Annotated in this window: 30 protein-coding genes and 1 tRNA gene; 11 read left to right on the forward strand and 20 right to left on the reverse strand. The window is 35.1% G+C overall.

The window, feature by feature from the left end:
- Positions 1-11 precede the first annotated feature (11 nt).
- The 4 genes from UNSWCS_RS06315 to UNSWCS_RS06330 all read right to left on the reverse strand — a co-directional run bounded on the left by UNSWCS_RS06315 (position 12) and on the right by UNSWCS_RS06330 (position 4,233).
- Positions 12-2,030 carry an AAA family ATPase gene (locus tag UNSWCS_RS06315; protein ID WP_035143651.1) on the reverse strand — a complete coding sequence of 673 codons (2,019 nt, stop codon included), beginning with the start codon at positions 2,028-2,030 and terminating at the stop codon, positions 12-14.
- A gap of 229 nt (positions 2,031-2,259) precedes the next feature.
- Positions 2,260-2,607, reverse strand: a complete 348-nt coding sequence (locus tag UNSWCS_RS06320) for a hypothetical protein (RefSeq protein ID WP_021087829.1) — start codon at positions 2,605-2,607, stop codon at positions 2,260-2,262.
- A gap of 132 nt (positions 2,608-2,739) precedes the next feature.
- Complete coding sequence (locus UNSWCS_RS06325; RefSeq protein ID WP_021087831.1) at positions 2,740-3,636, reverse strand: hypothetical protein; 897 nt, start codon at positions 3,634-3,636, stop codon at positions 2,740-2,742.
- A gap of 9 nt (positions 3,637-3,645) precedes the next feature.
- On the reverse strand, positions 3,646-4,233 hold the full coding sequence (locus tag UNSWCS_RS06330; protein ID WP_021087815.1) for a hypothetical protein: 588 nt from the start codon (positions 4,231-4,233) through the stop codon (positions 3,646-3,648).
- Positions 4,234-4,367: 134 nt separating this feature from the next.
- On the opposite strand from UNSWCS_RS06330, the gene UNSWCS_RS12655 reads away from it, so the two are divergent.
- Both UNSWCS_RS12655 and UNSWCS_RS12660 read left to right on the forward strand, forming a co-directional pair.
- The gene (locus UNSWCS_RS12655) at positions 4,368-4,760 is read left to right on the forward strand and encodes an agmatine deiminase family protein (RefSeq protein ID WP_265182492.1); all 393 of its coding nucleotides are present in this window, start codon (positions 4,368-4,370) and stop codon (positions 4,758-4,760) included.
- A gap of 52 nt (positions 4,761-4,812) precedes the next feature.
- Positions 4,813-5,166 (forward strand): agmatine deiminase family protein, encoded by a 354-nt coding sequence (locus UNSWCS_RS12660; RefSeq protein WP_265182493.1) that lies wholly within the window; start codon positions 4,813-4,815, stop codon positions 5,164-5,166.
- Between the two features lie 20 nt (positions 5,167-5,186).
- On the opposite strand, the gene UNSWCS_RS06340 is transcribed toward UNSWCS_RS12660, so the two are convergent.
- Positions 5,187-5,990 (reverse strand): hypothetical protein, encoded by an 804-nt coding sequence (locus UNSWCS_RS06340; RefSeq protein WP_021087832.1) that lies wholly within the window; start codon positions 5,988-5,990, stop codon positions 5,187-5,189.
- A gap of 105 nt (positions 5,991-6,095) precedes the next feature.
- Here UNSWCS_RS06340 and UNSWCS_RS06345 point away from each other — a divergent pair, with 105 nt between their 5' ends.
- From UNSWCS_RS06345 to UNSWCS_RS06360, 4 genes are read left to right on the forward strand one after another with little or no spacing between them, the layout of a single operon-like run.
- Positions 6,096-6,914: an SIR2 family NAD-dependent protein deacylase gene (locus UNSWCS_RS06345; protein ID WP_021087824.1), complete on the forward strand. Its 819-nt coding sequence runs from the start codon at positions 6,096-6,098 to the stop codon at positions 6,912-6,914.
- Positions 6,915-6,967: 53 nt separating this feature from the next.
- On the forward strand, positions 6,968-7,885 hold the full coding sequence (locus UNSWCS_RS06350; RefSeq protein WP_021087802.1) for a helix-turn-helix transcriptional regulator: 918 nt from the start codon (positions 6,968-6,970) through the stop codon (positions 7,883-7,885).
- Between the two features lie 13 nt (positions 7,886-7,898).
- Positions 7,899-8,435 (forward strand): type II toxin-antitoxin system death-on-curing family toxin, encoded by a 537-nt coding sequence (locus tag UNSWCS_RS06355; protein ID WP_021087813.1) that lies wholly within the window; start codon positions 7,899-7,901, stop codon positions 8,433-8,435.
- A 16-nt stretch (positions 8,436-8,451) separates the two neighbouring features.
- Positions 8,452-9,027 carry a metallophosphoesterase family protein gene (locus UNSWCS_RS06360; RefSeq protein ID WP_021087811.1) on the forward strand — a complete coding sequence of 192 codons (576 nt, stop codon included), beginning with the start codon at positions 8,452-8,454 and terminating at the stop codon, positions 9,025-9,027.
- On the opposite strand, the gene UNSWCS_RS06365 is transcribed toward UNSWCS_RS06360, so the two are convergent.
- Positions 9,009-9,341, reverse strand: coding sequence for a hypothetical protein (locus UNSWCS_RS06365; protein WP_021087797.1), 333 nt, complete (start codon positions 9,339-9,341; stop codon positions 9,009-9,011). The genes UNSWCS_RS06360 and UNSWCS_RS06365 overlap by 19 nt on opposite strands.
- Positions 9,342-9,499: 158 nt before the next feature.
- On the opposite strand from UNSWCS_RS06365, the gene UNSWCS_RS06370 reads away from it, so the two are divergent.
- From UNSWCS_RS06370 to UNSWCS_RS11980, 3 genes are all read left to right on the forward strand, one after another.
- A complete protein-coding gene (locus tag UNSWCS_RS06370) occupies positions 9,500-10,897 on the forward strand; it encodes a histone deacetylase (protein WP_021087835.1) in 1,398 nt (465 codons plus the stop codon).
- Positions 10,898-10,963: 66 nt separating this feature from the next.
- Positions 10,964-11,158 (forward strand): hypothetical protein, encoded by a 195-nt coding sequence (locus tag UNSWCS_RS06375; RefSeq protein WP_035143647.1) that lies wholly within the window; start codon positions 10,964-10,966, stop codon positions 11,156-11,158.
- 77 nt (positions 11,159-11,235) lie between these two features.
- Positions 11,236-11,373, forward strand: a complete 138-nt coding sequence (locus UNSWCS_RS11980) for a hypothetical protein (protein WP_162142144.1) — start codon at positions 11,236-11,238, stop codon at positions 11,371-11,373.
- A gap of 63 nt (positions 11,374-11,436) precedes the next feature.
- On the opposite strand, the gene UNSWCS_RS12360 is transcribed toward UNSWCS_RS11980, so the two are convergent.
- The 11 genes from UNSWCS_RS12360 to UNSWCS_RS06425 all read right to left on the reverse strand — a co-directional run bounded on the left by UNSWCS_RS12360 (position 11,437) and on the right by UNSWCS_RS06425 (position 22,856).
- Positions 11,437-11,853: an HNH endonuclease family protein gene (locus tag UNSWCS_RS12360; RefSeq protein ID WP_051267832.1), complete on the reverse strand. Its 417-nt coding sequence runs from the start codon at positions 11,851-11,853 to the stop codon at positions 11,437-11,439.
- Positions 11,838-13,139: a DUF262 domain-containing protein gene (locus UNSWCS_RS06380; protein WP_021087814.1), complete on the reverse strand. Its 1,302-nt coding sequence runs from the start codon at positions 13,137-13,139 to the stop codon at positions 11,838-11,840. The genes UNSWCS_RS12360 and UNSWCS_RS06380 overlap by 16 nt, the downstream gene beginning before the upstream one ends.
- Positions 13,140-13,241: 102 nt before the next feature.
- Entirely contained in the window at positions 13,242-14,549 is a 1,308-nt protein-coding gene (locus tag UNSWCS_RS06385; RefSeq protein ID WP_021087822.1) for an ATP-binding protein, read from the reverse strand.
- A gap of 112 nt (positions 14,550-14,661) precedes the next feature.
- On the reverse strand, positions 14,662-15,906 hold the full coding sequence (locus UNSWCS_RS06390; RefSeq protein ID WP_021087830.1) for a PD-(D/E)XK nuclease family protein: 1,245 nt from the start codon (positions 15,904-15,906) through the stop codon (positions 14,662-14,664).
- A 42-nt stretch (positions 15,907-15,948) separates the two neighbouring features.
- Positions 15,949-16,275, reverse strand: a complete 327-nt coding sequence (locus UNSWCS_RS06395) for a hypothetical protein (RefSeq protein WP_021087818.1) — start codon at positions 16,273-16,275, stop codon at positions 15,949-15,951.
- Between the two features lie 11 nt (positions 16,276-16,286).
- Positions 16,287-17,117, reverse strand: a complete 831-nt coding sequence (locus tag UNSWCS_RS06400) for an SIR2 family NAD-dependent protein deacylase (RefSeq protein ID WP_021087804.1) — start codon at positions 17,115-17,117, stop codon at positions 16,287-16,289.
- A complete protein-coding gene (locus UNSWCS_RS06405; RefSeq protein ID WP_155242304.1) occupies positions 17,114-17,803 on the reverse strand; it encodes a hypothetical protein in 690 nt (229 codons plus the stop codon). The genes UNSWCS_RS06400 and UNSWCS_RS06405 overlap by 4 nt, the downstream gene beginning before the upstream one ends.
- A gap of 3 nt (positions 17,804-17,806) precedes the next feature.
- Positions 17,807-18,244, reverse strand: coding sequence for a PD-(D/E)XK nuclease family protein (locus UNSWCS_RS06410; RefSeq protein ID WP_080655750.1), 438 nt, complete (start codon positions 18,242-18,244; stop codon positions 17,807-17,809).
- 173 nt (positions 18,245-18,417) lie between these two features.
- Positions 18,418-19,896, reverse strand: coding sequence for a DUF2779 domain-containing protein (locus UNSWCS_RS06415; protein ID WP_021087806.1), 1,479 nt, complete (start codon positions 19,894-19,896; stop codon positions 18,418-18,420).
- Positions 19,883-21,559: a DUF262 domain-containing protein gene (locus tag UNSWCS_RS06420; protein ID WP_021087817.1), complete on the reverse strand. Its 1,677-nt coding sequence runs from the start codon at positions 21,557-21,559 to the stop codon at positions 19,883-19,885. The genes UNSWCS_RS06415 and UNSWCS_RS06420 overlap by 14 nt, the downstream gene beginning before the upstream one ends.
- On the reverse strand, positions 21,540-22,856 hold the full coding sequence (locus UNSWCS_RS06425; protein WP_021087809.1) for a DUF262 domain-containing protein: 1,317 nt from the start codon (positions 22,854-22,856) through the stop codon (positions 21,540-21,542). Before UNSWCS_RS06425 ends, UNSWCS_RS06420 begins: the two co-directional genes overlap by 20 nt.
- Positions 22,857-22,991: 135 nt before the next feature.
- Between UNSWCS_RS06425 and UNSWCS_RS06430 the strand changes: the two genes are divergently transcribed.
- Both UNSWCS_RS06430 and UNSWCS_RS06435 read left to right on the forward strand, forming a co-directional pair.
- The gene (locus UNSWCS_RS06430) at positions 22,992-23,471 is read left to right on the forward strand and encodes a hypothetical protein (RefSeq protein WP_021087820.1); all 480 of its coding nucleotides are present in this window, start codon (positions 22,992-22,994) and stop codon (positions 23,469-23,471) included.
- Positions 23,419-23,964 carry a hypothetical protein gene (locus UNSWCS_RS06435; protein WP_155242306.1) on the forward strand — a complete coding sequence of 182 codons (546 nt, stop codon included), beginning with the start codon at positions 23,419-23,421 and terminating at the stop codon, positions 23,962-23,964. Before UNSWCS_RS06430 ends, UNSWCS_RS06435 begins: the two co-directional genes overlap by 53 nt.
- 339 nt (positions 23,965-24,303) lie before the next feature.
- Here the strand turns inward: UNSWCS_RS06435 and UNSWCS_RS11690 are convergent, their stop codons facing one another.
- The 3 genes from UNSWCS_RS11690 to UNSWCS_RS06450 all read right to left on the reverse strand — a co-directional run bounded on the left by UNSWCS_RS11690 (position 24,304) and on the right by UNSWCS_RS06450 (position 25,253).
- A complete protein-coding gene (locus tag UNSWCS_RS11690; RefSeq protein ID WP_080655751.1) occupies positions 24,304-24,600 on the reverse strand; it encodes a plasmid mobilization protein in 297 nt (98 codons plus the stop codon).
- A 37-nt stretch (positions 24,601-24,637) separates the two neighbouring features.
- On the reverse strand, positions 24,638-24,853 hold the full coding sequence (locus UNSWCS_RS06445) for a helix-turn-helix transcriptional regulator (RefSeq protein ID WP_035143648.1): 216 nt from the start codon (positions 24,851-24,853) through the stop codon (positions 24,638-24,640).
- A 325-nt stretch (positions 24,854-25,178) separates the two neighbouring features.
- Positions 25,179-25,253 (reverse strand) — tRNA-Asn (locus UNSWCS_RS06450).
- Positions 25,254-25,494: the final 241 nt, after the last annotated feature.

Below are 25,494 nucleotides of genomic sequence, written 5' to 3' on the forward strand. Positions count from 1 at the left end.
TAAGGCATCTCCTAAAACCCTATCTTCGCACTCTTTTCTTCATTTTTTAGTGCGACTTCTAGCTCAAGTCTATGGCAAAAGTCGTCGCCATTTTTTATAGGTCTAAATTTAGCTTGTCTTCTCACACTAGCAAAGTCTCCAGGCGCTAGCAAGCCTAGGTTTGAGACCTTTTTGCTTGCATTTTCGTCAAATTTGACTTTTAGCAGCGCACACTCTTTTTTAAATAAATTTTGCGCTTGCTCTGGCAGCAAGTATCCAAACTCAAGCTTTAGATCAAATCTTCTAAGACAGGCCTTATCAAGATTATCTATCAAATTTGTCGTAGCGATAAAGATGCCATCAAAGCTCTCCATCTGCACTAACATCTCGTTCACTTGGGTCACCTCCCAGCTTCTTGTAGCCATGCCTCTATCTTGCAAAAAGCTATCTACTTCGTCAAAGACTAACACAGCTTTTTTATCTTTGGCTTCTTTGAAAGCTAGTGCTATGTTTTTCTCAGTTCCTCCTACAAACATAGACAAAAGATCACTTCCTTTTTTGATGATGATCGGCTTTTTAAGGCTTTTAGCAATAAATTTAGCGTAAGCACTTTTGCCAGTTCCAGGCACACCGTAAAGGCATATCCTTGCGTTTTTGCTCGCTTTTATGCCTTGCATTAGCTCGTTTAGATCGCAGTCTGAGTTTACGAAATTTGGATCATAGCTGCTTGGCAGATCAACGCTTGGCTTCTCGTCTTTTTCTATCTCGTCGTAGCCTTGCGCTTTTAGAGTATTGCTTATCACTCGCTCAAAGGCTTTGTTTTTGTCTTTTGTGTTTAAATTTGAAACGACTAAGCTAGCGTTACTAACGACTGCTGGAGCTACAAATCGATTTTTAGCTAGCTTTTTTACGAGCTTACTATCTATCAAATTTTCACTATATTTTTTTATGATCTTTGCTCTTACATCTTCAGTTGGTATGCCTATCTCTATGGCTAGGTTAAACCTTCTAACTACGGCTTCATCCATATCAAGGATATTATTAGTTATCCATATAGTTGGCACTTCGTTAGTCTCAAGAGATCTGTTGATAAAGGCTTTGCCATATTGCCTTTTCTCGTCATTTTTGGTATTAAATATATCTTCTGCTTCGTCATACATAAGTAAATTTGACCCAGCGGACAATACACTTTGTGCAAGGCAATATGATCTTATCCTTTGGTACTCGTTTGCGTAACCATCTCCATCATCATAAGCTACTTCGTAAAGTTTTAAATTTAGCTCACTAGCTACTACTTTACTAAACTCGGTTTTACCCGTTCCTGCAGAGCCATAAAGAAGCACATTTACTCCCTTTTGCTTTTTGCGAATAGCATTTTTTAGAAACGAGAGCAAAATTTTCACATCTTCTTTTATATGGGGGTAGTTTTTTGTGGTTAAATTTGTCTTGCTACATGGCTTTATCGCACTTTCAAATATCTCGTCTATGCTTTTGCACTCAACAAACAAATCACCCATGAAACTATTATTTATAACATCGGTTTTTGACCTTAGACTGCGTCCGTAACTATCTATTTTTAGTATCGAGGTCTTAGCAAAAACTCCATCTTTTCTAAAGGCATTTTGCACATCGCTAAATTTTAGTTTTAGTATCTTTGAGATCGCTTTTATGGCCTGTCTGGTGTTTAGCTCTCCTAGCAGATCACAAGCGTTTGAGACTACTTCATAGTTATACATGATCGCGACAAATCTCAAAATCTCTTTTTCGGTCTCATTTAGACCTAAATTTTCTTGAAGTAAATTTAGGTTGTGCTCAAGCTCTTTTAACTCGCATGAAATTTTGCTTTTTTCAAGGAGCCAAAGTCTATTTTTTAAAGCCTCGATGTCTTCTTCTTTGGGCTCACTTGTATATATGCCCAAAAACTCCAACACATCATCGCTTCGGCATCTTAAAAACTCTTTCTCACCTCCAGCATAAAAAATGGCACGAAGCACCCAAAGTGTTGCAAGCTCATATATCTCATTATCTACGAAAAAATTTTCTTTTTGCATGATAAGCTCCTTTTTTGCTTTTGTTGGAGTTATTTTACTTAGCCAAAAAGACATTTTTATGTCCATAAATATAAAATTTGAGAAATTTGTTGTGAAAGATAAATTTAAAAAAGAGCGCCCTAAAACGCTCTTTATTTACTCCTGCGCATCGCTGCTATATGGTAGCTCAATATCTTTTACACTAGACTAGCACGATCTTCTATGGTAGGTTTATTTTTACTATAAAGTGTTATTTATTTAAGAACTTAACTAACTCATCTTTAAAATGGTCATCATCATACTCTTCATATGAATAATCATAATTTAAGCTAAAATGCACATTACCAATGTATGCATCTACTATTGATGTGTTAGAAGTCGGTTTTTTAGTGTGAGCTTCGATACTTAGATTTACCGGTAAAAAAGAGTCTTGGTAAGCAAATTCACTTCTAGTAATAACACATTTTTCATTTAGGTATGTGTTGCAAAATTCTAAAAACTTAGCTCCTAATTCATCTGCTAACTCTCTTTGTGTGCTAGCTAAATCTACAAACTGCTCAATTATTGGAGCAGTTTTAACAACTTTTTTCTTTGACATTTTTTCTCCTTTGTTTTAATTATTTTTTGTCAAGATATCTTTGTGACATGTGAAATTATAACAGGCAAAATGGACAAGAAATGTCTATATCTATAAATTTGAATTAAAAATTTAATATTTTTTTGTCTTGCTTTAAATTTCATAGTATTCATCCCAGCAAAGCGCCATATCAACAGAGCCTATACGTAGTATGTCTTTGATCTTACAGATATGTGTGTTGTTTTCAAAAGCTGCAAATAGATAGCAAAAGTATGCCTTCTTATCAAAATAGACAGAGCTACCAAAATATTCATTACAGTTTTGTGTCCAGCGGCTCTTTTGTTTGCTCATTTCGCCAGGGACGATAGGCTCGTTGATGATAGCTAAGAAATTATCGTCATTTTCATCATAATCTGGATCGTCTTCGCGCAAGCGAAAGACCAAACGAAATTCCATAGCATAATCCTCGATAAATCCACCCTCAACCCTTGCTTTTAGCCTGTTTTCAAGCATTTTTGCATCTCTTATTAGGATATCTTGGTAACTAGCTAGAGCTTTATTTATCTTCTCTATTTGCTCCCACTGGTCCTTATTGGCATCAGAGATATACTCTTCCCTCTCGCTACACTCTAGCTTCTCCAGGCAAAGATCTATAGGCGTATAGTCATACCATGAGCGAAGCTTACCATCCATCCTGTCGATAGTTAAAATTTCATCCCAGCTAAGATCCGTATGGTCATATAAGCAGTGGTAAAACCAGCAGTGCCACTCGCCAGACATCTCATGTGTGGGCCAGTTTTTAAATTCGTTTTGATTTTCCGTATAAAAGTAGTCATCTATGTGATTCATGAACTGCCCATATCGCATAAGAAGTTCGTCTTTTGAGTAAAAAGAGAGCAGTAGCTCACAAAAATGATCACACGCCTCTTTTATATCTTTTGCGCAGAGGTCTATCTGCTTTGCACGTGGCACGACACGGCGCTCAAGGTCATAGAGCCTTTCGTTTATGCTATTTAGCTTTCGCCTTTGCTCCTTTGTAAATTGTCCCATTTTTGTCCTTTAAAATTTAATCACCGCCACCTGTTCGGCAATCTCTTTATCTGTAAAATTTCCATTTGTATCAAGCGAGTAATTTTTGCCTAGAAAATAGAGCTTAAAGCCAGTTATAGCTCCAAAAATAGGCAGAGTTTGCGTTTTTTGATAGTAGTTTTTAGTGATCTTTGAGATAACTTTTAACTGCTCATTTAATGCTTTAAAACAAATCTCATCTAAAAACGGCGTTAGGCTGATATATCTTAGGTGTTGCGCCATAGCAAGGGCAAATATAGGCTCACTCTTGCGCCTAAAATCCGTATCTATATAGATATATAAGCCTCTAAATTTCACTCGCTCGTTGTAGAGTTTTTGCACCTCGCTAAGCTCAGCGTCTATGTTAAGAGCAAAGTGCTTGCTAAGTGCTAGGATGAGCGTTTCTGAGCTGTGTGCCCAGTCAAAGTGCCCCTTTGTGATGAACTCATCTAGGCTCTTTGCTGCCTCTAAATTTGCAAGTGCTCTTGTGAAATTTTGCTCTCTTACGTAGCCAAGTGCTTTTGAGAGCGCCTTTTTATCGCTGTTTTGTGTAAGAATTTTAAGTTGCTCGTAGATCATTGATTATCCTTTTTTGATTTTTATCGCCGATACATTTTTTGCGATTTGTGAAATTATAGCTATTCAAATGGACAAAAAATGTCTAGAAATTTATTAGTAAAATTTCACAAAAACTATCAAATTTAGGAGCAAATATGCAGCCAACCATCCTGCTTTCCGCACTTTTAGCAAAGCACCACACAAAAACAGCAAAAAGCTTGTGCCAGATATTTGACAAACACGGGGTCAAATACGAGTTTTTAGAGACTAAAGATATTTGGATGAGAGACTTTATGCCGATTTTGCTTGATGATGGGCGCCTTGTCTCTTATGACTACGATCCAGACTACCTAAAAGATAAAAAATATAGCCATCTAAGAACAAATATCCAGCCATTAAAAGAGCATATAAATTTAGTCCTAGATGGCGGAAATTTCGTAAGGCTTGGAGGTAGAGCCATCATGACAGATAAAATTTTTAGAGAAAATCCATCAAAAACAAAGGCAGAGATCGTGAGAACTATAAAGCAAAAATGCGCATTAAATTGAGCTCATCATTATACCAAAACAGCCTTACGATATGTTAGGGCACAGCGACTCAATGGTGAGGTGGATAGATGAAAATAGTGTGCTAGTAAATGACCTTTCAAATGAGAGTAAAAGCTTTAACGATAGGCTCATAAAAGCGCTTAAAAAGAGCGGTTTGGATGTGAAATTTATGAAGTATAAAGAGGGATTTTTCACTAAAAAGAGAGACTGGGGTGCTTACTTAAATTTTATTAAAATTAAGGATATTTTAATAGTTCCTATATATGGGATAGATGATGACGATGTTGCGCTGCAGCAGATCAAGAAATTTTATAGTGGTTATAAAGTAGAGACGATAAATTTAAGCGAAATTATAGAGCTTGGCGGTGCGCTACACTGCATAACGGCGGAGAAATTTGAGCGGTAGAGTTACCGCCATTTTTAAAACTATTTTTTATTTTTGCTCCAATATTCAAAATCTTCTGGAAATTCTACATTTTTGTTTAGATAGTTACTCCAAAATTTGTTTATACCTCTGGCAATAGGTTCAAAACTCTCAGCAGACAAAAAATCACTTTTTGCATTATTACAAATATAACAAGCCAAACGACAATTATCTTTTGAATATTTATTTTCTGGCGCTGTTATCACTCGCTCAACTTCTAAAAATTTTCCTCTTTGTCTAGCATCTTCATATTGTGTGTTTTTGCTATGAAAATATTTTTTTAGGTCTGCTTCTTCAACGCCGTAATAGCAGCATTTTTTCTCTTGATTGTTATACCAATTTAAAAATTCATCTCTTCCGCCAAAACCTTTTATTCTATCTGCAGTAGCTAGGCTATTTATTCTTCTATCGTTGTCGGCATAATCAGTAAATGATTCAATATTTAAGTCAATCATATTTTTTTGTGTTACTGTTACGCTATCTTTATTTTTACAAATTTCAAATTTATCATTAAAGAGCACCTCTTTATCAGCATCAAAATTTTTTATCTCAAGCTCAAGCCTATAAAATTTATCATCATCAATGCAACCAATAATTACATTGACATTATTTTTAACTTTTTCCAATATTTCTTTTTTTAATAAAAGCCTATATTTCTTATCAGCTCTTTTTGAAATACTTTTTACAATCACCTTTTCATCGTCTTTTTCGGCATAAAACCAGTCACCAGGATTAGATACAAAATTCTCAAATCTCTTATCTGTTAAAATATATGCCCTTGTTCTAAGCGTTAATTTCTCTATCATATTTTACTCTCCTATAAAATTTTCACTATTTTACCAAAAGAGATCAGACACAAAAATGTCTAGTCTTATCAATACAATTACCCAAATTTCTTTGAAAGGATCAAAATGCAAGAGAAGATAGATAGGATCAAAAAGACTATCGCCGAGGCTGATGCGGTCATCATCACAGCAGGTGCTGGCATGGGTGTGGATAGTGGATTGCCTGATTTTAGGGGAGATGTAGGATTTTGGAGGGCGTATCCACTTTTAAGGGACAAAAATTTAAGCTTTGAGGATATGGCAAATCCGCAGTGGTTTTTAGATGATCCAAGGCTAGCATGGGCATTTTATGGTCACAGGCTAAATTTATACAAAAAAACAGAGCCTCACGAGGGATTTGGACTGCTTTTAGATCTTGTAAAAAGCAAAAACGAAAACTATTTCGTCTATACCTCAAACGTCGATGGACACTTTGCCAAGGCTGGCTTTAGCGAGGAGAAAATTTACGAGTGCCACGGCTCTATCCACTACTCTCAGTGCATCCATAAGCGTGATGGCGCTATATGGCAGACTTGTAGCGATATAAGAGTAGATGAAGAGAAATTTGTCGCTTTAGATATGCCAGTTTGTCCAGAGTGTGGCTGCGTGAGCCGCCCAAATATCGTGATGTTTTACGACTGGATGGTAAATACAAGGCGCATAAACGAGCAGTATAAAAGATATGAAGCGTGGCTAGAGCAAAACAAAGATAGCCGCTTTGTGATCATAGAGCTAGGCGCAGGTCTTGCGGTGCCAACAATCAGAAATTTTGGTGAGAAATTTGTTAGACGCTCCAAAAAAGCAACGCTTATCCGCATAAACCCACGAGATAACTACATCTCGCAGTATTTCGGCATAAGTCTAAAATGTGGCGCACTAGATGGCCTTAGGCAGATATTATGCTAGAAAAGACACTCTCTAGTCCTAATTTGGATATAATCCCCGAACTAGGAGGTCAAATGAAACCCATCATAACCAAACAAGAAAACAGCAAATTTGAACGTATAAATTTAATAGCCTCAAAGCTAAGAGAGAGACCGCACACGATAAAAGAGCTAACAGCTATGCTTGGAGTGACCTCAAAGACAATCCAGCGCGACCTTTACGACACGCTAAGAGAGTATGGTGCCGTCAAAAAGGGGCACTACTGGAGCATAAATGACGAAGAGGCGAGCGACGGACTAGACGGCGATGATAGGGTGGTGCTAAATATCCTTGATAACGTGGCAAAAAACATGGGCTCAAATTTTTACAGCAAGGCTCACGTGCTTTTAGAGCAAATTTCTCAGCAGCTAAACCACCCGATACTTACAAACATAAACAACGAAAAGCTAAGCGAGGATGATCTTGTAAATTTTCAAACGCTTGAGGATGCTATAAGAGAAAAAGCGGAGATAACATGCACGTATAACGGCTTTGAGTTTCTTGTAAAACCTCTAAAACTGGCACTTTTTGAGGGATTTTGGTATCTGCTCTTGCTTGATAGCAAAAAGGGCAATAAATTTAAGAAATTTCACCTAAAAAGCATAAAAGATATAAAGCATAGCGGGGAGAAATTTGAGCTAAGTGGCGAGCTAGATGAGCGTGTAAAGGCGATGAACTCAGCATGGGCAAACTTAGAAGCTCCAAAAACGGCAAGGCTACTGCTGGCACCTGAAGTGGCAAAATACTTTGAGCGAAAACCGCACGCAAAACAGCGCATAACTGGTCAAGATAGCGACGGCTCAGTCGAGATCGAGATAGAATTTACCCACATAATGGAGATAAAACCGCTCATATACTACTACCTGCCATTTATAAAGGTGCTTGAGCCAAAAGAGCTGGCTGACGAGGTCAAAAAAGATGTCAGCGAGTATCTAAAAGAGATAAATTTCTGATCAAAGAGGCACTATGAGCAGCAACGATAAAGAGACGCTAGAGCTTATTAGATACTATAAAAAGAGCTGGTCGCTACTGCAAAAATTTGATGATGGCTCGCTTGGTCTTTGCAAAAGCGATGTGGGCGAAAATTTCATCCTTGGATATGACGAGGCACTAATGGCTGTAGATGAGCTAAAAAGAGAGCTTATAAGCAAGGGCGAGGCGTCAAATATCTTTGGCGTTCAAAAGGCAGATGAATTTGAAGGGATAATAAAAAATATCTACCAGACATTTGGCGGACGTGATCTTTTAGCAAGCCCACAAGAAAAAGCGGCAAATTTGATCTACTATATCATCAAAGACCACCCTTTTAGCGACGGCAACAAGCGCATCGGATCATTTATGTTTGTCTTGTTTTTGTCAAAATGCAAGCTACTTTTTAAAAGTAACGGCGAGCGCAAGATGAGCGACAACGCCCTTGTTGCACTTGCACTGTTCATCGCTCAAAGCGAGCCAAAGCAAAAAGATATGGTGGTAAATTTGATCGCAAATTTGCTCGTGGATTAAAGGCTGATAGACACAAATGAGCGGCTTAAAACTTCTCCACGCTAGCGATCTGCACTTTGGCGCTGGCTATTTTGATTATATTTTAGCCTTTCAAGACAAATTTGACATTTTTTGTTTTAGCGGTGATTTTTTATACAAAGAGAGCGCGCAAGAAAAAGAGCAAACTGCCTTGTGGCTAAAAAGCTTTAAAAAGCCGGTATTTGTATGTTCTGGCAACCACGATATGCCGCCTTTTTGGCTAAATTCTATAAGTGGCATATACGCTGATGGCACTATAAAAACTATAAACGGCGTTAAATTTGGCTGCGTGCCTTACTTGTGTGATGACCTGCTTGAATTTGCAGAGTGCGATATCTTAATAACCCACGTCCCACCAGCAAAGACAAGCACGAGCATTAGTAAAAATGAAAAGGATCACGGAGATATAGAGCTTGCAAGGCTTATCAAAAACAATCTTTTAAAGGCAAAGATCATCCTCTGTGGGCATATCCATGAGCCAAAATCTCACATAGACGTTTTAAACGGAGTTAAAATTTATAACTCTGCAAGTAGCGGTGCAAAAGAGCCATTTTATCAAGTGATAGAGCTATAGCTCTCTATCATTTTAGCTACCTCTTGATGCTCATAGGGCGTCATTTCTGTATCTAAAATTTGCAAGCATATCTCTTTTATAAATTCGCTCTCATATCCAAAGTCGTTTTTTAGATTTTGCAGTATAAATTTAGCCTCAATAACGATATCATGGGGGTTGCTTAATACCTTGACAGCTTGCCTGTAGAAATCTTTTGACATCTCAGTGTTGCTATATTTCATAAAATTTGCGTTATTTACGTAATCATAGCTTGACTTAGCCTGTGCCAAAAAAGAAAGTTCATCATACTCTTGCCAAAGTTCTTTCTCGCTCATTTTTACTCCTATGTTTTTATTATAAATAAAAATTTGGACAAAATTTGTCTATAAACTATCCAAAAAGCAGACATTTTTCTGTCTTTAACTATTGTTAATATCCTCTTAAAAATTTTTAGGAGGTAAAAATAGTTTGCACCAAAGAAGAAAAAGAGCTTTTGGTAGCTTTTGATCAAAAGCTTCTTGAGATACAGCGCGAGATGAAGGCAGAGTATCTGCGTCTTAAAAAGCTTTTTAAGGCATATCTTGATCATGATAAAGATATGATAGACATTATTTGTGAGGTTAGTTTTTATATGAAAGACTACGAGGAGGAAATTCTCTCTGTTGAGCTACATGACTTTTACTTTGAAGATGATGATGATCTTAGTGGCATAGAACTATGCTATGACGGGCGACCACATGGCTTTGACTGCTCGATCATACTCACTAAGATGTCTAGCGCCTCAATGACTATAGAAGAAATTTTGTCTATTGATGATATATGTTGGCATTTTGAGCCAAGGCTATACTACAAAAAAGAAAAAATAAGTGCCTCGCTCAACGAAAAGCTCATTTGGATGCCTATTGTAAGCTCTGATGACTACAACATATATCTGCCAAATGGCGTTAGAGAGGCAAGCACCTTTAAAGACTTTGATAATATGTATATTCGTAATAGTTTTTTGACCTCTTGGTTTGATTTTGAATATAAAATTTTGCCAAAAAGTTATAAAAATTTTATCACCCGTTTTAGACAAACGCCAACTCAAAGCTTTATAGATCTAGATAGTTTTCACGGCAAGGATTATTTATCAAAACTATACAAAGACTACGAATTTGTTGAGCAAACAACTGGGCTTATAATATCAAAATATGTACCGCTAGATATGATCGCAAGGAGTGTTTTAGACGCATATAAAGCGATGTGCAAAGGGACTTTACACGCGTGCAAGCTAGCGCTTGAGCTAGGTTTTGCCATAAACGCTCGTGGTGGCTTTGGATACTCCACTAAAAACTATGGTGCAGTAAAAGCCCCATATAACGACATAGCGCTAAGCGTTATAAAGCTTCACAAAGACAGGCCGGATCTTAAAATTTTATATGTAAATTTTGGTAGCAAAAAAAGTGAAGGCGTCTTTGAGCTAGCGCAAGATGATAAAAGCCTTTGGGTCTATGAGATCTACTCAGGATGTGATAGATTTTTTAGAGATATATTTCCTAACCTAGATAACGTCTATTGTGACTCCGTCTTGCCAAATACCACAAAAGAGCAATATCTACAAAATATAAAAGATGGGCTTGGCAAAACTATAAGCAATATAAAGCCAGATCTCATCATCTATAGCTCGGATGTGTCTATGAAGTTTGGATATTTTGCAGTAGATGTAAATTTACTAATCGAGCGTGATGCGGTCGTGACTGCTTTGGCAAGAGATAACAAAATGCCTCTTTGTGTTTGCATTAGCTCAGATCCCTTTCAAGATACACGTCATAAGGAGATGGTGCCTTTTTACAAAAGGCTTATAGAAGATATGCTCTGCGTTATCGCGCAAAAGAGAAGTGAAAAGGCGTGATATATGAGATAAATATAAAAACCATCAGAAATTTTACAAAAATAGCCTAGAAAATAAGGTCCTGCGGTGCTTTACATAGATACAAGCGGTAGCATGATAGGCAAACGAGAAATGGTTGCAAAAAGCGTTGCGCTATATATGGCAAACACCGCAGTAAGCCAAAAACGTGCATGCTATCTCATAAATTTTAGTAAAAATGTCAACTCGCTTGATCTAACTAAAATTGTAAAAACTTTTCTAAATTTTTTAAAAAAGTTTTAATGGCGGCACGGATGTGCAGCCAGCCTTAAGGCACGCCATGAGCTCATAAAAAGTGATGAAAATTTCAAAATGCAGATGTGCTAGTGATAAGCGACTTTGAGTTTGCAAAGGTAAATTTATCAAAAGATAAGGTAGATACAGCGAGATTTTACGGGCTAAATGTAGGCTTTAAAAAGGCAAAGGATGAGCTTTTTGATGAGATGATAGACTATTAAATCAAAATAATGAAATAAAATATTTAAAGATATTTTATTTCATTTAAAAAAGTCATCGTATATCTATATTTTTTCTACCACAAATTTCACTATTTTATCGTGACGTTTTTTGATGGCATCCTTATCCCACTTATCTTTTGCTATTTCCTTTATCTCTCTTTGTTGAGCTAAAACGTTATAAGAGCTTAGTTTGTCCGCAAATGAAACATTTCCGATTGAGCAATTATGGGATTTTGAGATCAAAAGATAGTTACCAATGCAGTCTAAATACATATTTTTAAATTCTTCATCGTATTCACAATATCCTCTGGCAACAGGAGTTCCGTCTGAAGGAGTTTGTGGCGCAATATGCTCTAATTCAGGGCTTGCGATCTGCTCCATTTGCATAAATCCGTAGCCTTGTTTTTCTTGTGATATTAGATAATTTTCATATTTCCAAAGAATATGTTTTGCTATTTTATGATCTAGGGCTCCTTGCAATGCCTCCTTAAATTTTGCATCAGACCAATAATAATACCACCACAAATCATTATTATTTGTTTCTTTTTTAGCCATCTAATACGATCAATAATTTGATATACATCTTTATTTTCTTCCGTAAATTTTTCATAAACCTTTTTAATTCTATCTTCAAGGTGAGCTCTTGTTCTAATTATTCTATGTCTTATAACAAGCGATTCTAACTCAGCAAACAACCTTGCTTTATCTTCATCTGATATCCTATATTTATATGATTTTATTACAAATGGCATTACTTGTGTTTCTGCTAAAAGCGCTAAAGAATAGATCTCATAAATTTTCCTATTTTTAAAAAATAATTTTAGACTATCAAAACTATTTTTTAATTCAAGTGTAAAATTCATTATAAAATTTATAGCATTGTTCTTATCTTTAAGCTCTTTTTCAATTTTTTCCATAGAGACATCAATATCAAGTGTATTAAAAGAAACCCGTAGAGCATATAGCAAAACATCATCTTCGCTAATATTATTTTCAATAACCGATATAGACTTATAAATATGTTCAAATCGCTCTTGAAGCTCTTTAATTTTTTCTGATTTTTCTTCTTGGTTGATATTTGAAATCCAAATTTCATACATGAATTGCGCTTTTACAATCTCAAGTTTTGTAGGGTCTTTTCCTCTATTATTTTGAAATATAAACATTTGTATAGCTTCAGCCTCTTCGTTTACAATGTGTGTTGTGCAAGCTGAATTTATTACACAATTTATATATTGTCTGCAACTTACTTCATCTTTTGATTTTAATTTATTTTCAAAAAAATCAAAAGCTTCCATAATTCTAACAGCTGATAATGTTTCTAGACTTTCTCTTGAAATATCTTTTTGATCAATTACATAGTCCTTAAAAAACGGATTATCATATTCGACGGTCGAAAATCTATATTTGCTGTTTCTTTTTATCACATCTTCTTTTATTTCTTTATCGTCTTCTATTATTTTTTTATCATCTTCTATTAAAGATCTGATACTTGCCAGTCTTTTAAATACTGACGAGAGAAAAATTTCAATTGTAGTTAAACGTTGCTGTCCATCAATTATATTGTATAAATCTTCACTTTTTTGCTCAAAAAGAAAATGTCCGAAATAATATGGAGTAGTAGAGCCACTATCTATATAATCATCTAAATCAATCAAAAATTGCCTAACTTGCTTATCTTTATCCCATGAATAAGCTCGCTGGTAGTTTGGCACACGAATAAAGTTACCACTTAACATTCTTCTAATAGTTGTTTTTGCTTCCATTACAATTATCTCCTTTTAAAATGTTTTAAAGCATTTTTCTAAAAGTTTATATAAACCTAGATTACTTTTGACTTATAATTTTTATAACTAAAGATCACATTTTTAAAACCCAACCCTTCTTTCGTTTTCTATCTTTTTATATCTGATCTCGTCGTTTAGGCGATTTGCAAATTCGTTTGCATCTGCTAGTGGGCTAAATTTGTTTGCTCTTAGCACAGCTGCAAAGTCTCCAGGCGTTAAAAAGGCGAACGAGCCAACAAGCTCTAGATCGCTACTGCTAGCCTTTAGCCCTAAAATTTCACACTCTTTTTTAAAAAGGCTAAGTGCTTGCTCGCTTTTTAGATAGCCAAATTCTATCTTCATATCAAAGCGCCTGATGCTCGCACTATCAAGCCTGTCAAGCAAATTTGTCGTAGCGATAAATATGCCCTCAAAGTTTTCCATCTGCACTAGCATCTCATTTACCTGACTTATCTCCCAGTTTCTAACCGCATTATTTCTATCTTGCAAAAAGGTATCAACCTCATCAAAAACAAGCACAGCGCCTTTTTCTTTAGCATCTTTAAAAGCCTGAGCTATATTTTTTTCTGTTTCACCGATATATTGGTTTATTAGATCGCTTGATTTTTTTAGAACAAGTGGCTTGTTTAGCGACTTTGCTATGTATTTGGCGTAGGCACTTTTGCCAGTGCCAGCAGGTCCGTAAAGCAAGATATTTACTCCATGTCTTTTTGTGCTAATGGCATTTTTTAGATACTCAAGCGTAAGAGCTAGCTCGTCCTTTATGTGCCCATAGTCACAGCTCTTTAGATCGCCCTTGCCACAAGGCACTATGCTTTCTAAGAAAATTTTATTGAAATAGTTTTTGTTTTCAAATATCTCAAAAGCAAAGTCACCATTTATAAAGCCATATTTGCAACAAAAAGTATCTTCATGGCTCAATATTACAAGTAGTCCTGAGCCTATCAACTTCCCATCATGTTTTAGTGCATTATTTACAGCACGTTGCGGTAAATTTAAGATAATGGCGATCATTTTATTAAAATCACTATTGTATATTTCTTCGATCTTGCCAATAGTGTTTTCAAGCGCTCTTGAGTTTAATACGATGATCAAAAAGCCTAAAATTTGCTTTTGCGTCTCATCCAAATTTAACTTTTCGCTAATCATTTTTAGGTTTTTATCTAGCACAGCAGGAAATTTTGGCATATTTTTTAAGATATCATCATGCCTTTTCTTTAGCTCTTTTAAGAAATTTGACATACCGCCTATCGCTTTTATCTGCTCCTCGCCATAACCAAGACCCTCTATAGCCCTATCAGCTGTACGTCCATCTACTTTGTCAAATAGCCCGTCATAAAGCACTGCACGCAATAGATAAAATGTAACAAGTCTGTCAAAATTTCTCATCTCATCTCATTTTTTATTTTGAGATGATACTCGGCTTTTTGGACTTTTGTATGTCTTATTTTATAAAATTTTGGTCTTAAATTTAAAATTTTAGTGGCAAAAGCCACTAAAATTAGTTTTGGTTTGTTTGCATTTCTAATTTTTGCTCTTTAAGCTTAATTAAGATTGCATTTGTCATTTTTACAAAAGTTTCTGGCTTAAATTCTTCTTCTATTATTTTTTTGCAAATATCAATATTAACATCCTTATATAACTCATCAACGGCCAAGAAATATTCTGTTTGTTTTTTCAACTGATCTTCACAAGGTTTTTTGTAATTTTTAGCATTTGTATTTTTATCTTCTTTTCTACGAAAACCAACATATGGCATAGAATAGGGAGATTTTTGAAATTCGACTGTAAAGTAAAATTTTTCCCATATTTCACCATCCTTAGGGTTCTTTTTAGTGATAATTATAGGTCTATAGTCTTGGTTCTCTTCAGTTTTAATATCATATACGCTTTTGATTTCGCTATCACCTCTCAGAATTTTTGCTGCATTGCTAAAAAAACTATATATTATCTTCTTTCTCATCTCTTGATAGTTATTTGCTATCTCCGATACCGCAGTATAGTTTTCTTTAAAAATTTCTACCAAATTTGCTGTTTCCATCTTATCTATCCTTTTGTATCTATCATAAATCATCTCTATCACGTCCTTGTATTGTGATAAAAATACATTTAGGTCAGTTAAATTTGACACCTCATTTTTGCACTTATCTATCCACTCTAAAATTTCTTTGCCATAGCTAATGACTTTAAATTTAATAGACGGATTTTCTCCTAGTAGTCTAGTATGATAGTCGCCAAAGCTTTGATTATCTGGTAGTTTGCCGTCTGGATGCAGATACAAAACACATATATCCTCATCTTTAACACGGTCGCTCTCTTTAGCGCCTTCTCCTTTAATAGTTTCAATATACCTTGCTATCTGCGTAGGTTGGTCTTTTGCATATACTTTATTTTCTAAGATGATATGCTTTTTGCCATCGCTTATGTAGATATCTATATGCTTAAACTCTTTAAAAACGGTGGCCCTGCTCGTATCTATGCTAAAGTCATCTATGCCACACATCTCTAAAAATAGCTTTAAAAATAGATCACCCTTGTAGTGATCACCATTTGGATCAAGTAGCGAAGCTATGAAATTTGAGTGCAAATTTACTTCATCGTTAAAACCATGAAACAAAGTAAAGATATTATAGTCATGCTTGCCCATGGCTCTTTGCCTATCTGCCTGCGCCTTTGCCGCCATGTAGCCTTTGCTCATATCTGCAAAAAGCTTTTCAAAGTCCTCTTTTCGTGACTTTATCTCCATCCTCTCTCCTTTTAGAATTTGATATCTACATCGTCTATTTTTTTAATATTTTATAGTCGCTTTCATATCAATGATCCGCTCATCGACATAAGCTAGATCATCAGTGATGATCACATTAAATTTACACTCTTCGCAAAGCGTATCTCTTATCTGCTCCAAGCAAAGCTTGATCACGGCATCAAGTGGCATATCTTTAGAAATTTTAAAATTTATCTCGGTGCCCTTTGCGTTTTCAAGAAGCGCCAAGAGCTTATCAGATATGCTTTGACTAAGCGCATATATGTCATGCCTTGCCCTAAATATAGCCATGTGCTTTGACTCACCACTGTCATTTTTATACCAAGTTTCAAAGATGCTGGTGTGCTCCATTTTCTCTCCTGCTATAAAATTTGATTTAGCGCTTCTAGGCCGCCTAGCTTTAGGCTGATACCAAGCTGTGGGTTTAGGTCGCTATCTTTTGGGTTGATACGGATAAGGGTTGCCTTTTTAGAGCGTTTTACTAGCGCCTCGCCATGCTTTCTGATGGTTGGCACCGCTAGGCCTGCGCCTATTTCTATTATGGCTATTTTTGAGTTTTCATTTTCACTTAGCCACGCTTCATATCTTTTGCGCTGCGCCCAGGTCCTTTTTGGATTAAACTCGTGATCGTAAAACATCATGATATTTGGACGGCTCACGCAGCCACACTCAGGGCAAACTGGCATCTTTGTAGCGATAAATTTAGCCTCATCAACCTCTACACTACTCTCGCGCATAGGCCATATTATCCCATCGTCGTTGTGGATACACTGGGCGTGGTGGATCGAGCCATGAACTTCGTAAATTTTATCCTTGCTAAAGCCAGCCTTGGCAAAGTGTCCATCGACGTTTGAAGTGCAAATGAAGTAGTTTTCGTTTTTCTGTGCGCAAAGCTCTCTAAGCATGGCAAAACCAGCGTGAGGCTCAGTTTTGTTGTAAAGCTTTAGTCTGTGGCCGTAAAATGCCCAAGCTAGCTTTGGATCATCAAAAAACCACTGAGGATTTGCTATATCAGTAAAGCCTAGATCCTTATCTTTTAGCGGCGGATATGCCTTCCAAAAGCCTTGATCCCCACGAAAATCAGGCAATCCACTATCCACACCCATGCCAGCACCTGCTGTGATGACTATGGCGTCTGCGTTTTTGATGATCTCTTTTGCGCAAAGTATTGTTTCTTGATTAACTGTTTTCATTTTTGACACTTAAATTTATATTTTTTTTCTTTTTTAAGGACATCTATTTGATTAGCCATGCCTTCAAAATCTTTTATCATTTTTACCATTTCATCTGCGAATTTTTCTGCGGAATAATCATCTAGCACTATAGCTTTTACGAAGTCACCATTACCAACACTTAAGTATTGTCCAGTCGCCCACCACTCATTACAATATTTGGGATTACAGTTAGCAATATACTGTTTTAATATATCAACATCCTCTTTTTTTATAATACATTGAAAACCAGCCCAAGCTTCCGTAAAATTTTGTTTTTGAAATTCTATGCAAAAACACAAATCTTCTCCAGTGGCACAGTGACTTTTTTTATAAATTCTAATTGGTTTAAAATATTTTTTAGAATCTGCTTTAGTTATACTAACCTCCCAATAACCATCAAGCTTATCCTTTATAATCTTTGATGCACTGACAAAAAAATTGTTAATAACTTTTTCTCTGGCCTTATCAAAAGCGCTGTTTACTATTTCGCTAACTATTTTATAGTTTTCCTTTTCTAGTATTATCTCGCTTATTTTTTCTTGATCCATTTGTACTCCTTTGTAAATTCCATAAATTTTTTCAATGACATTTTTATATTGTGATATCACAGCAGCTAAATTTGCCAAATTTCCAGCCTCATCAAGACACAAATCAAGCCACTCCACTATTTATTTCTTGTATGAAATAGCCCTAAATTTAGCTATTTCATTACTGCTTATATCTAAAATTTTGTAGCCTTCGATCTTTAGCTCACTTAAACTATAGTCACTAGGTTCTCGCCCTTGCTTAGATAAAAACAACACGCAAATATCAGCCTCACCGTTATTTTCTTCTTGAATGTTTTCTATATACCTTTTTATTTGGGCTTCTTGATCGCCGGCATTTATTTTATTTTCTAGGATGATATGTTTTGTGCCGTCTGTGATGTAAATGTCGATATTTTTGTATTCTTTATAGACTTTTGCAGTTTGTAAATTTAGTCCAAAATTCTCTAGCCCACACGCCTTTATAAAAAGTTCCAAAAATAACTCTTTTTGGTAGTGCAATGAATTTGGATCAAGCAATGAGTAGATAAATCGTGAGTGTAATCGCACCTCGTCGTTTATATCAAGAAGTGCTCAAAATAAGTTATAGTCGTTATTGCCGCGTAGCTTTTTGATCTCTAGCTTGTCATTTAGGACTTTGATTTGCTTTAGTATAGATTCAAATTTTTCTATATCCATATTTTTCTCCTTTAATTTTTAAAGCATTATAGCCAGCGAAGCGGACACTTTTTTGTCTATTTTACCACTTCGCGCAGTTTTTCTAAAACCTTAACCATAGCTAGAGTATCTAGCTTGCAGTATGCTAAAAGTGCCTTTTTATAGGCATCGCGCTCCTTGGCTGGCATATACGCCATAGCCTCATAGGCCTGCATCGCTTCGCCACCATGGTGGATCAAATTTAGATCCTTATATGCCGACTCAAATTCAGGCACGAGCGCTGGTAGGACGTATTTTATAGAGTAGCTGCCCTGCATTTTTGGGTGGTAGTAGCTTTTGCTAGCAAATGGCGCCATCAGGTCTTTTATGTTATCGTGTATTGCCATAAGCTCGTTTGAAATTTGCGGATAAATTTCAGCAAGACGTCTTATCACCCTTTTTTCAAAACTCATATTATAGGCTAATACGCAGGCATCTTTCGGGATAAATTTGATCAAATTTAGCGCCAGCTCATATCTAGGATCAGCCTCGACCTCTGCTAAAAACTCAAAATGCTCCAAATTTCCCTTGCCATCATCCTTGTGGATAGAAAACTGAAAAGGTATCTGCTCATACGGACTAAGCCCTATAAACTCGGGCACGGCTTGCTGAAATGTCTCAAAGTCAAGGTGGTAGATCGGATAGCTAAGTGTGTCTAGAAATTCTTTGATAGCCTCTTTGTCTATGATCTGCTCTTTGGATAGTTCGGAGCGGATTTGTATCTGCTGAGAGGCGTTAAATTTATCCAGCTCTTTGATATCTTCAAATTTAACCACACCACTTTTATAAAGCTCAAATTTCTTATCACTTCTTAACCTAGATATGTTAAAGACGCTATACTCTGGTATGCCTCGCTGCTCGCGCCAGCAGTATTCCCAAGCGTCGCAGAGATATGGGTTAGCGCACTGAACTCCGATATCAATCTCTGGCTCAGTGTCTTTGCTAAGAATTTCGTCAAATTTACTTAAAATTTGAGGGATATCTGCTTGTTTTTGCTTTACTTGCTCAGTCACGTCTTCGGTGTGAAAAAACTTCTCAAGCTCGAGCTTCTTGCCTCTTACGTAGCTATTATCTATGTGGATGATATTTACGGCACTCACCTTGTAGCCAAGCGAGCTAATGACGTAGTACTGAATGCTTGTATCATCGATATAGACCTCTTTTACCGAGGTTGAGCTCTTTACTTCGTTGATGATAAGCCCGTCCTTGCCGATACGAAGGATATCAACCATCACGAGAATGCCGTCAAAGCAAAAAGTGGCCTCGTAGATGACCTTTGTGCCGTGCTCGATAAGCTCTTTCGTTTTTGCTATCTGCGAGCCAAAGTCGCCAGTATACTCTATCCTCTTGCCACCGCTAAAAAGCTCACAGGCTAGCTCGCCTACTGATGTGCCAGTGTCAAACACAGCCTGCGCGCCATCATCTGGAACTTGCAAAACCTCAGGCTTTTTCTTTTTAAGCCACAAGCTCTTTTCACACTGAAGACCACGGATGTAGAGGGATTTAGATAGTGCCATTGGTTATGCCTTGAAAAAGAATTTGTTTCATTTTTACGCCAAGGTCTTTTATTCTTTCAATGTTATAGCCTTGTTGAAGTGTGTAAAATATCAACATTTTTATACTTGAGTTTGGATTTTCTTTTATCCTTTTTAGCTTCTCACCAAAATCATAATCGCTTAAACTAGAGTTAAAATCCTTTCTTATTAAGGCCAAATTTCCAAAATCATCTAGTGCTTTGTTATTTTCTTGTAGATTTGTTGCCCACATATGCTCTGCTGTGTCTTGGGATTTGATTAGGTATTCGTCTCTATTAAATTTAGGAAATACTGTTTTTATATTGTTTGCACAAATACCACAAACATTTAAATCTTCAAAATCTTGCCAAAGGAGATACTCTAGCCTATAGAACCAATAGTGTGGTACCGCTGTCCCATTATCCAAAAAACTTGAGTCTATTTTTTCAAGCATTTGTGTTTCTATGTTTTCGTTTTTATAAATTTTTTCTATAACGTTATTTATTGTTTCTACTATTTTACGAGATCCGTTATTTCTTAGAGCACTTTTTACCAGTTCGTTGTCTAATTGCTCAAGAAATTTAGTAACTTTTTTTGCATTTTCCTCATTATACTCTCCTAGCGAGCTTTTATCTAAGAAGGCTAGTAGTGCAGCAATAAATTCTGGCTTATCATATTCACTGGTATAGTAAAACATCCTTTGTAAATTTAGTAGCTTTTTGTCTTTCATATCGTCATCTCTATAGACAAATTCATCGAATTTATTACGCATATCTTCTAGGAACTTAATAAATTCAGAGTATATATTGGTTTCTTCCTTAAAAACCTTATCAAATTCACCTAAAAGTTTATCTTTGTTTATGATAATGTCTATTTTGAGTTCTTTTTTAGCAACAAAGACCTTTAAAGCTAGAAGTAAAAATACCGGAAATTTTACCAAGCTTTTTGCAACAGAATTTGTTTTAGTTTGTGCTTTTTGCTCTTCTTTGTAGGTTTTGTTTAAAAGCACATTTATAGTTTCTAGCTCCCCGCATTGTATATCTTTATTGTTGTTTTTTACTTGATCCTTATACTTTTCATCCATATTTGAGATCATATCCCATTTTCTTGCTACGTCTGTATAGTTATCTTGAATTTTACTTAAAAATCTAGCCTTTAAAACTTGATGATTTTCAAGCTGGATGCTTTTTGTGTTAACTAGTTCAAAATACTCAGTAGCTTTGATATTTTCTGGGATAATAGTCATTGTAAAAATAGCTGAGTTTATTTTTTCTTTAAAAGAAATTTCACATAAAGTCTTGTTATCTTTTACAAAATTAATAGCATCTAAAATTTGCTGGTTAATATATCTATGTTCGTTGATATCAAAGTTTTTTAGTTTTTCGCCGTCACCACTGTCTATTTCATAATCTAACTCAAACGGTTTTTCTCTTAGATCCATAAAAATAATATAAATGGTAGTTAGCCTCTGCTGCCCGTCTATAATTATAAATTTATCATTATTTTTTTTAAATACGATATTGCCAAGATAGTGTTTGCTTCTAGCATTTATGTCATTTATTAACTTTTCAATATCTTGTTTTTCCCAAGAATATGCCCTTTGGTAAAAAGGTATTTCAAATTTAAGCTTTTTTAAACTGCCTATATTATTTTTTATTGCTTCCATCTTCTTTTCCTTTCAATTTTATAATACCAAACGAGCAACTTTTTATATAATTTTCTGTATATTTATCCTTATTTTTTAATTTTTTTAGTTTTTCAGGCGAGATATATACTGTATCAACATTAGATTTTAACTCTTTTTCTATCTTTATTTTTAAAGTTTCTAATACACTTGATGTGTCTATGAGCTGCAGGAGTCGGTTGGTCAAATTTGATAGCATATAGTTATTCGGATCAATCCTATCATGTTTACAAACTACTATTAAGACATTGAAAAGTACTAAATCTGAAATTTCATCCAATGCTTCAATACCGAATTTATCAGCTACACACAGTAAAACCACGTGGCAAGCATGATTTAGGTAACTACATCCTGTAAAATCTCCATTAAAAAATATAAAACTACTTTCAATATATTTTAAGATATCGCAATACTTAAAAACGTATTCAAAAAAATTTGCGCCACCAAGCACATCATCTACTATCGATATATTGCTTTTGTAAATTTTTATTTTTTCATCGAAATGGTTTTTAAATTCTTGAAAAATAGAATAATTTATCCTATACCACTCTTCATCTGCTCCATAATAACCAAATACTATATGTGGATAATATGCATTAGTTTTTATACTTCTTATGGTTAGTGCAGTTCGTAGTGTGCGAAATATCAAATTCTCCCTCAAAAACCAAGAGGTATTAACCCCGCATAAAGAGTACTCATTCCATTTTTTAGTGTAGTGAAGCATTAATTGCTTTGATTTTGTCTCATCCATAAACATTAGGTGGTGATTTTTGAGCAGATCTGTTTCACTAAGGGCTCTGCCGCTAGTATTGTGCGTATCAAAATACAAAAATGCTTCGTCTAAGTCTTCAGTTTTTACGAACGTAAATTTAACCTTTTCTTTTATATATTTTACGAGTCTTTCTTTATCTTTTGTATCAGCCCATTCTAATTTTAAAAGCTCAAAATTTCTTTTCAAAGCCTTGTGCGATAAGATATTTAGTTTATTATTTAAAAAAAGCACATCATTATCGCCTAAAGCTTTTAAAATAAGGGCCAGCGTAGTTATACGCTGTTGTCCATCAACTATATTGATGGCGTCTGCTTCTACATGCAATATAATATGTCCTAATAAAATTTCATCAGAGATTCCATTCTCAAATGACCTCTTAATGCTTGAAAATAGCCCCAAGGCTAAATCCTCACTCCACACATATGGGCGCTGATAGTCTGGAATTTGATATTTTTGACAACTTAGCATATCGCCAGCACTTAAAATATAGTTTGTTTCATTTTCCATTACATTCCTCCTTTATCTACTCTATATCGTCAAAAAGATCTTTATTTTAACGTCCTTTTGCAGGATCATACCAACAAAATAGGAATAAATTTTGTCCGTTTTTTACTTTAGAATTCATCCCAAAAAGGAGTGGCGATGAAGAAGATCAAACAGATAAAAGAGTTATTTGAAGCTGGTAAAGAGAAGCAAGCAAAGGATATGCTAGGTCACTTACTAAATGACTCGACAAATCAATGCTTTGTCTGCACAAGATGGATATACCGCATGATGTGTGGTAGGCCTGAAAACGGCATAGCCGGTGCTGCTGCTGTATTTAAGCTCATGCAAAAGAACAAAAGCGCTGAGATATTTGGGCGAGTATATGAACTAGAGGACGATCTTTTCTCACATATAGGCTTTCACAAATGGGCTCGCGAGGTTTTCAAAAAACTTATAAAAGCCTCCACAACAAAAGAAGAATTTTTCGTTGTGGCCAATGAGGCAGAAAGATATATCAAAAGAGAGATAAAAACCGCTCTCATACTACAAAGAGATCGCAGACCAAATTTCAAAAAGCGAAGTAGTGAAGATAATCCCGCTAAAAAGCAAATGCTACTTCGTAAAACTCGAACATAAACTACATAGCTACGCTATAAGAGCCTCTATGAGAAGCTGGCAAACTTACGTCATCTGCAAAAATGCAAAGATAAAATTTGAGTGGTTTTTAAGATCTGATGCCGAGTTTGACACTTATAATGGCTGTAGCGTAGAAGAAAATATATGTTTAGATAAGATATCAGACGAATTTGGACTTTGGGATAGTGAGATCTACTTCGAAAAAGACACGCTAATATGCATAAAAATAGCAGAAATTTTTTATGAAAATGGAGTTATCGACAAGGCAAAGATAATGCTGTTTCAGGCCTTAAGTGTGGCTTATTATAAAGGTGTGTTTATAAAAAATGTCATAGCAACTTTAAAAAGTTCGGCACAAAAATTTAGCAATGATAAAAAATTTATAAGAGAGATCTTAATACATGCGATAAGCTTTAGATATGAGCATCTTGAGCGAAAGAAGCTAAGGCTAGCGTTAAAAGAGCTTGGGTGTTTTGACTACTATAGACTATGAAAAGAGTATAGTGATCTTGATCCGCTCGATTATTGTTAGGGCACAAAGAGCTTATAAAAAGTGAAATTTACAAATAAACAGATGATCTAACCATTATAATCTTTTGTTTAATATCTAAAGCAATATCAGCTTCTTCAAAACTCAAAAAACCGATACACAATTTTTGTTTTTTGGTCATATTGGATACTATTTACCTAGTAATCACTTCGCTACCTTTCAAAACAAACGCCGTCTTGTCTTTCACCCGATGATTTAAAAGATAGTTGATGCCAGCAACACTACCGCCGTTTTTAGTTTTACAGAATTTTACTAACATGCTTAACTTCTTGGACTTTGCTTTTATAGCATTAAGTCGTCTAATTTTTTATTGACATCAATTATTTGCTTTAAAACAACACAATCTATGACTTTATCTATATTTACATGCTTTGCAATTTGGTTTATGTTATTGCCTATTTTTGCTACCTGAATTATCATTGCCTTATCAAATTTATGAATAGGTGGCTTAGCGTTTATTAAAACGTATCTTATATAGGATGACTTATTTAGCCCAAATATTGAAGCATTTAGATTCACTTGATTAAGTTCATTATCATCAAGTCTTATAGTGAGCCTATTTCTCTTATTTTGCTTCATCATAGAACCTTTTGCCTTTGATTTGTTAAAAACTCAGCTATTGAAAGTAAGGGAAAACTATCCTTGAATTTTTAGCATCACCTATTTTTATATATCTAGGCAAATTCCTGCCATCTTTAATGCGTAAGTCTAATGTTGAAAGTCCGATTCCAATCGCCTTGGCTGTTTGCTTCCGATCTAGAGCTTGCACAGATGGAAACTGTCTTTCTAGACTTTGTAGTACTGTATTTAAAAATTCATTACTATCAAGCATAAATATCCTTTTTACTTTTACTACTAATTATACTAATTGGGATATTTTTTCATCACAGAATGAGGTATTTTTAGAAATTCTTTATAAAATATAGCTCTTTAGGGTAATTTGTAGTGAATTAGAGTAAAAACATTTTATGTTTTTTATCTGTAACTCTTTAAAACAAAAAATAACATGCATAAAAACACATTAGAGCAAAATAGAAGAATTTTAGAAGATTAAATAGACCTGATGGGAAATAAAGAGGGAATGCAAAAAATAAGAAAACTTAAAGTTTTTAAAATATCGTTAAAATCAGGTTTTTAAAAGGATTTTTAAACAAGAATGGCTCCGGATGCTGGGTTCGAACCAGCGACCAAGTGATTAACAGTCACCTACTCTACCGCTGAGCTAATCCGGAACACTTAAAAGAAATCGTATTATAGTTAGCAATCATTTAAAAATAGCTTAAATAACTAAAAATTTTAGCTATTTTCTTATAAAATATATATTTCAAACTACTCAAGCAAATTGCCTGAGTAGTTTTTCATTAAACAAATTTGAGTTTATTTAAAACCCTAAATAAGAAGTTTTTTAAAATTTATTCTTCCTAACATCTTCAACTATGGCTTTAGCCATCTCATCTACTTCTGATGTTACTT

It is taken from the genome of Campylobacter concisus UNSWCS (assembly GCF_000466685.1).
In the GTDB taxonomy this organism is placed as follows: Bacteria; Campylobacterota; Campylobacteria; order Campylobacterales; family Campylobacteraceae; genus Campylobacter_A; species Campylobacter_A concisus_A.

Excerpts from the sequence above, each read along its gene's own strand:
- UNSWCS_RS06315 (WP_035143651.1), bottom strand. The coding sequence starts at position 2,030 with ATGCAAAAAGAAAATTTTTTCGTAGATAATGAGATATATGAGCTTGCA.
- UNSWCS_RS06320 (WP_021087829.1), bottom strand. The coding sequence starts at position 2,607 with ATGTCAAAGAAAAAAGTTGTTAAAACTGCTCCAATAATTGAGCAGTTT.
- UNSWCS_RS06325 (WP_021087831.1), bottom strand. The coding sequence starts at position 3,636 with ATGGGACAATTTACAAAGGAGCAAAGGCGAAAGCTAAATAGCATAAAC.
- UNSWCS_RS06330 (WP_021087815.1), bottom strand. The coding sequence starts at position 4,233 with ATGATCTACGAGCAACTTAAAATTCTTACACAAAACAGCGATAAAAAG.
- UNSWCS_RS12655 (WP_265182492.1), top strand. The coding sequence starts at position 4,368 with ATGCAGCCAACCATCCTGCTTTCCGCACTTTTAGCAAAGCACCACACA.
- UNSWCS_RS12660 (WP_265182493.1), top strand. The coding sequence starts at position 4,813 with ATGGTGAGGTGGATAGATGAAAATAGTGTGCTAGTAAATGACCTTTCA.
- UNSWCS_RS06340 (WP_021087832.1), bottom strand. The coding sequence starts at position 5,990 with ATGATAGAGAAATTAACGCTTAGAACAAGGGCATATATTTTAACAGAT.
- UNSWCS_RS06345 (WP_021087824.1), top strand. The coding sequence starts at position 6,096 with ATGCAAGAGAAGATAGATAGGATCAAAAAGACTATCGCCGAGGCTGAT.
- UNSWCS_RS06350 (WP_021087802.1), top strand. The coding sequence starts at position 6,968 with ATGAAACCCATCATAACCAAACAAGAAAACAGCAAATTTGAACGTATA.
- UNSWCS_RS06355 (WP_021087813.1), top strand. The coding sequence starts at position 7,899 with ATGAGCAGCAACGATAAAGAGACGCTAGAGCTTATTAGATACTATAAA.
- UNSWCS_RS06360 (WP_021087811.1), top strand. The coding sequence starts at position 8,452 with ATGAGCGGCTTAAAACTTCTCCACGCTAGCGATCTGCACTTTGGCGCT.
- UNSWCS_RS06365 (WP_021087797.1), bottom strand. The coding sequence starts at position 9,341 with ATGAGCGAGAAAGAACTTTGGCAAGAGTATGATGAACTTTCTTTTTTG.
- UNSWCS_RS06380 (WP_021087814.1), bottom strand. The coding sequence starts at position 13,139 with ATGGAAGCAAAAACAACTATTAGAAGAATGTTAAGTGGTAACTTTATT.
- UNSWCS_RS06385 (WP_021087822.1), bottom strand. The coding sequence starts at position 14,549 with ATGAGAAATTTTGACAGACTTGTTACATTTTATCTATTGCGTGCAGTG.
- UNSWCS_RS06390 (WP_021087830.1), bottom strand. The coding sequence starts at position 15,906 with ATGGAGATAAAGTCACGAAAAGAGGACTTTGAAAAGCTTTTTGCAGAT.
- UNSWCS_RS06395 (WP_021087818.1), bottom strand. The coding sequence starts at position 16,275 with ATGGAGCACACCAGCATCTTTGAAACTTGGTATAAAAATGACAGTGGT.
- UNSWCS_RS06400 (WP_021087804.1), bottom strand. The coding sequence starts at position 17,117 with ATGAAAACAGTTAATCAAGAAACAATACTTTGCGCAAAAGAGATCATC.
- UNSWCS_RS06415 (WP_021087806.1), bottom strand. The coding sequence starts at position 19,896 with ATGGCACTATCTAAATCCCTCTACATCCGTGGTCTTCAGTGTGAAAAG.
- UNSWCS_RS06420 (WP_021087817.1), bottom strand. The coding sequence starts at position 21,559 with ATGGAAGCAATAAAAAATAATATAGGCAGTTTAAAAAAGCTTAAATTT.
- UNSWCS_RS06425 (WP_021087809.1), bottom strand. The coding sequence starts at position 22,856 with ATGGAAAATGAAACAAACTATATTTTAAGTGCTGGCGATATGCTAAGT.
- UNSWCS_RS06430 (WP_021087820.1), top strand. The coding sequence starts at position 22,992 with ATGAAGAAGATCAAACAGATAAAAGAGTTATTTGAAGCTGGTAAAGAG.
- UNSWCS_RS11690 (WP_080655751.1), bottom strand. The coding sequence starts at position 24,600 with ATGAAGCAAAATAAGAGAAATAGGCTCACTATAAGACTTGATGATAAT.
- UNSWCS_RS06445 (WP_035143648.1), bottom strand. The coding sequence starts at position 24,853 with ATGCTTGATAGTAATGAATTTTTAAATACAGTACTACAAAGTCTAGAA.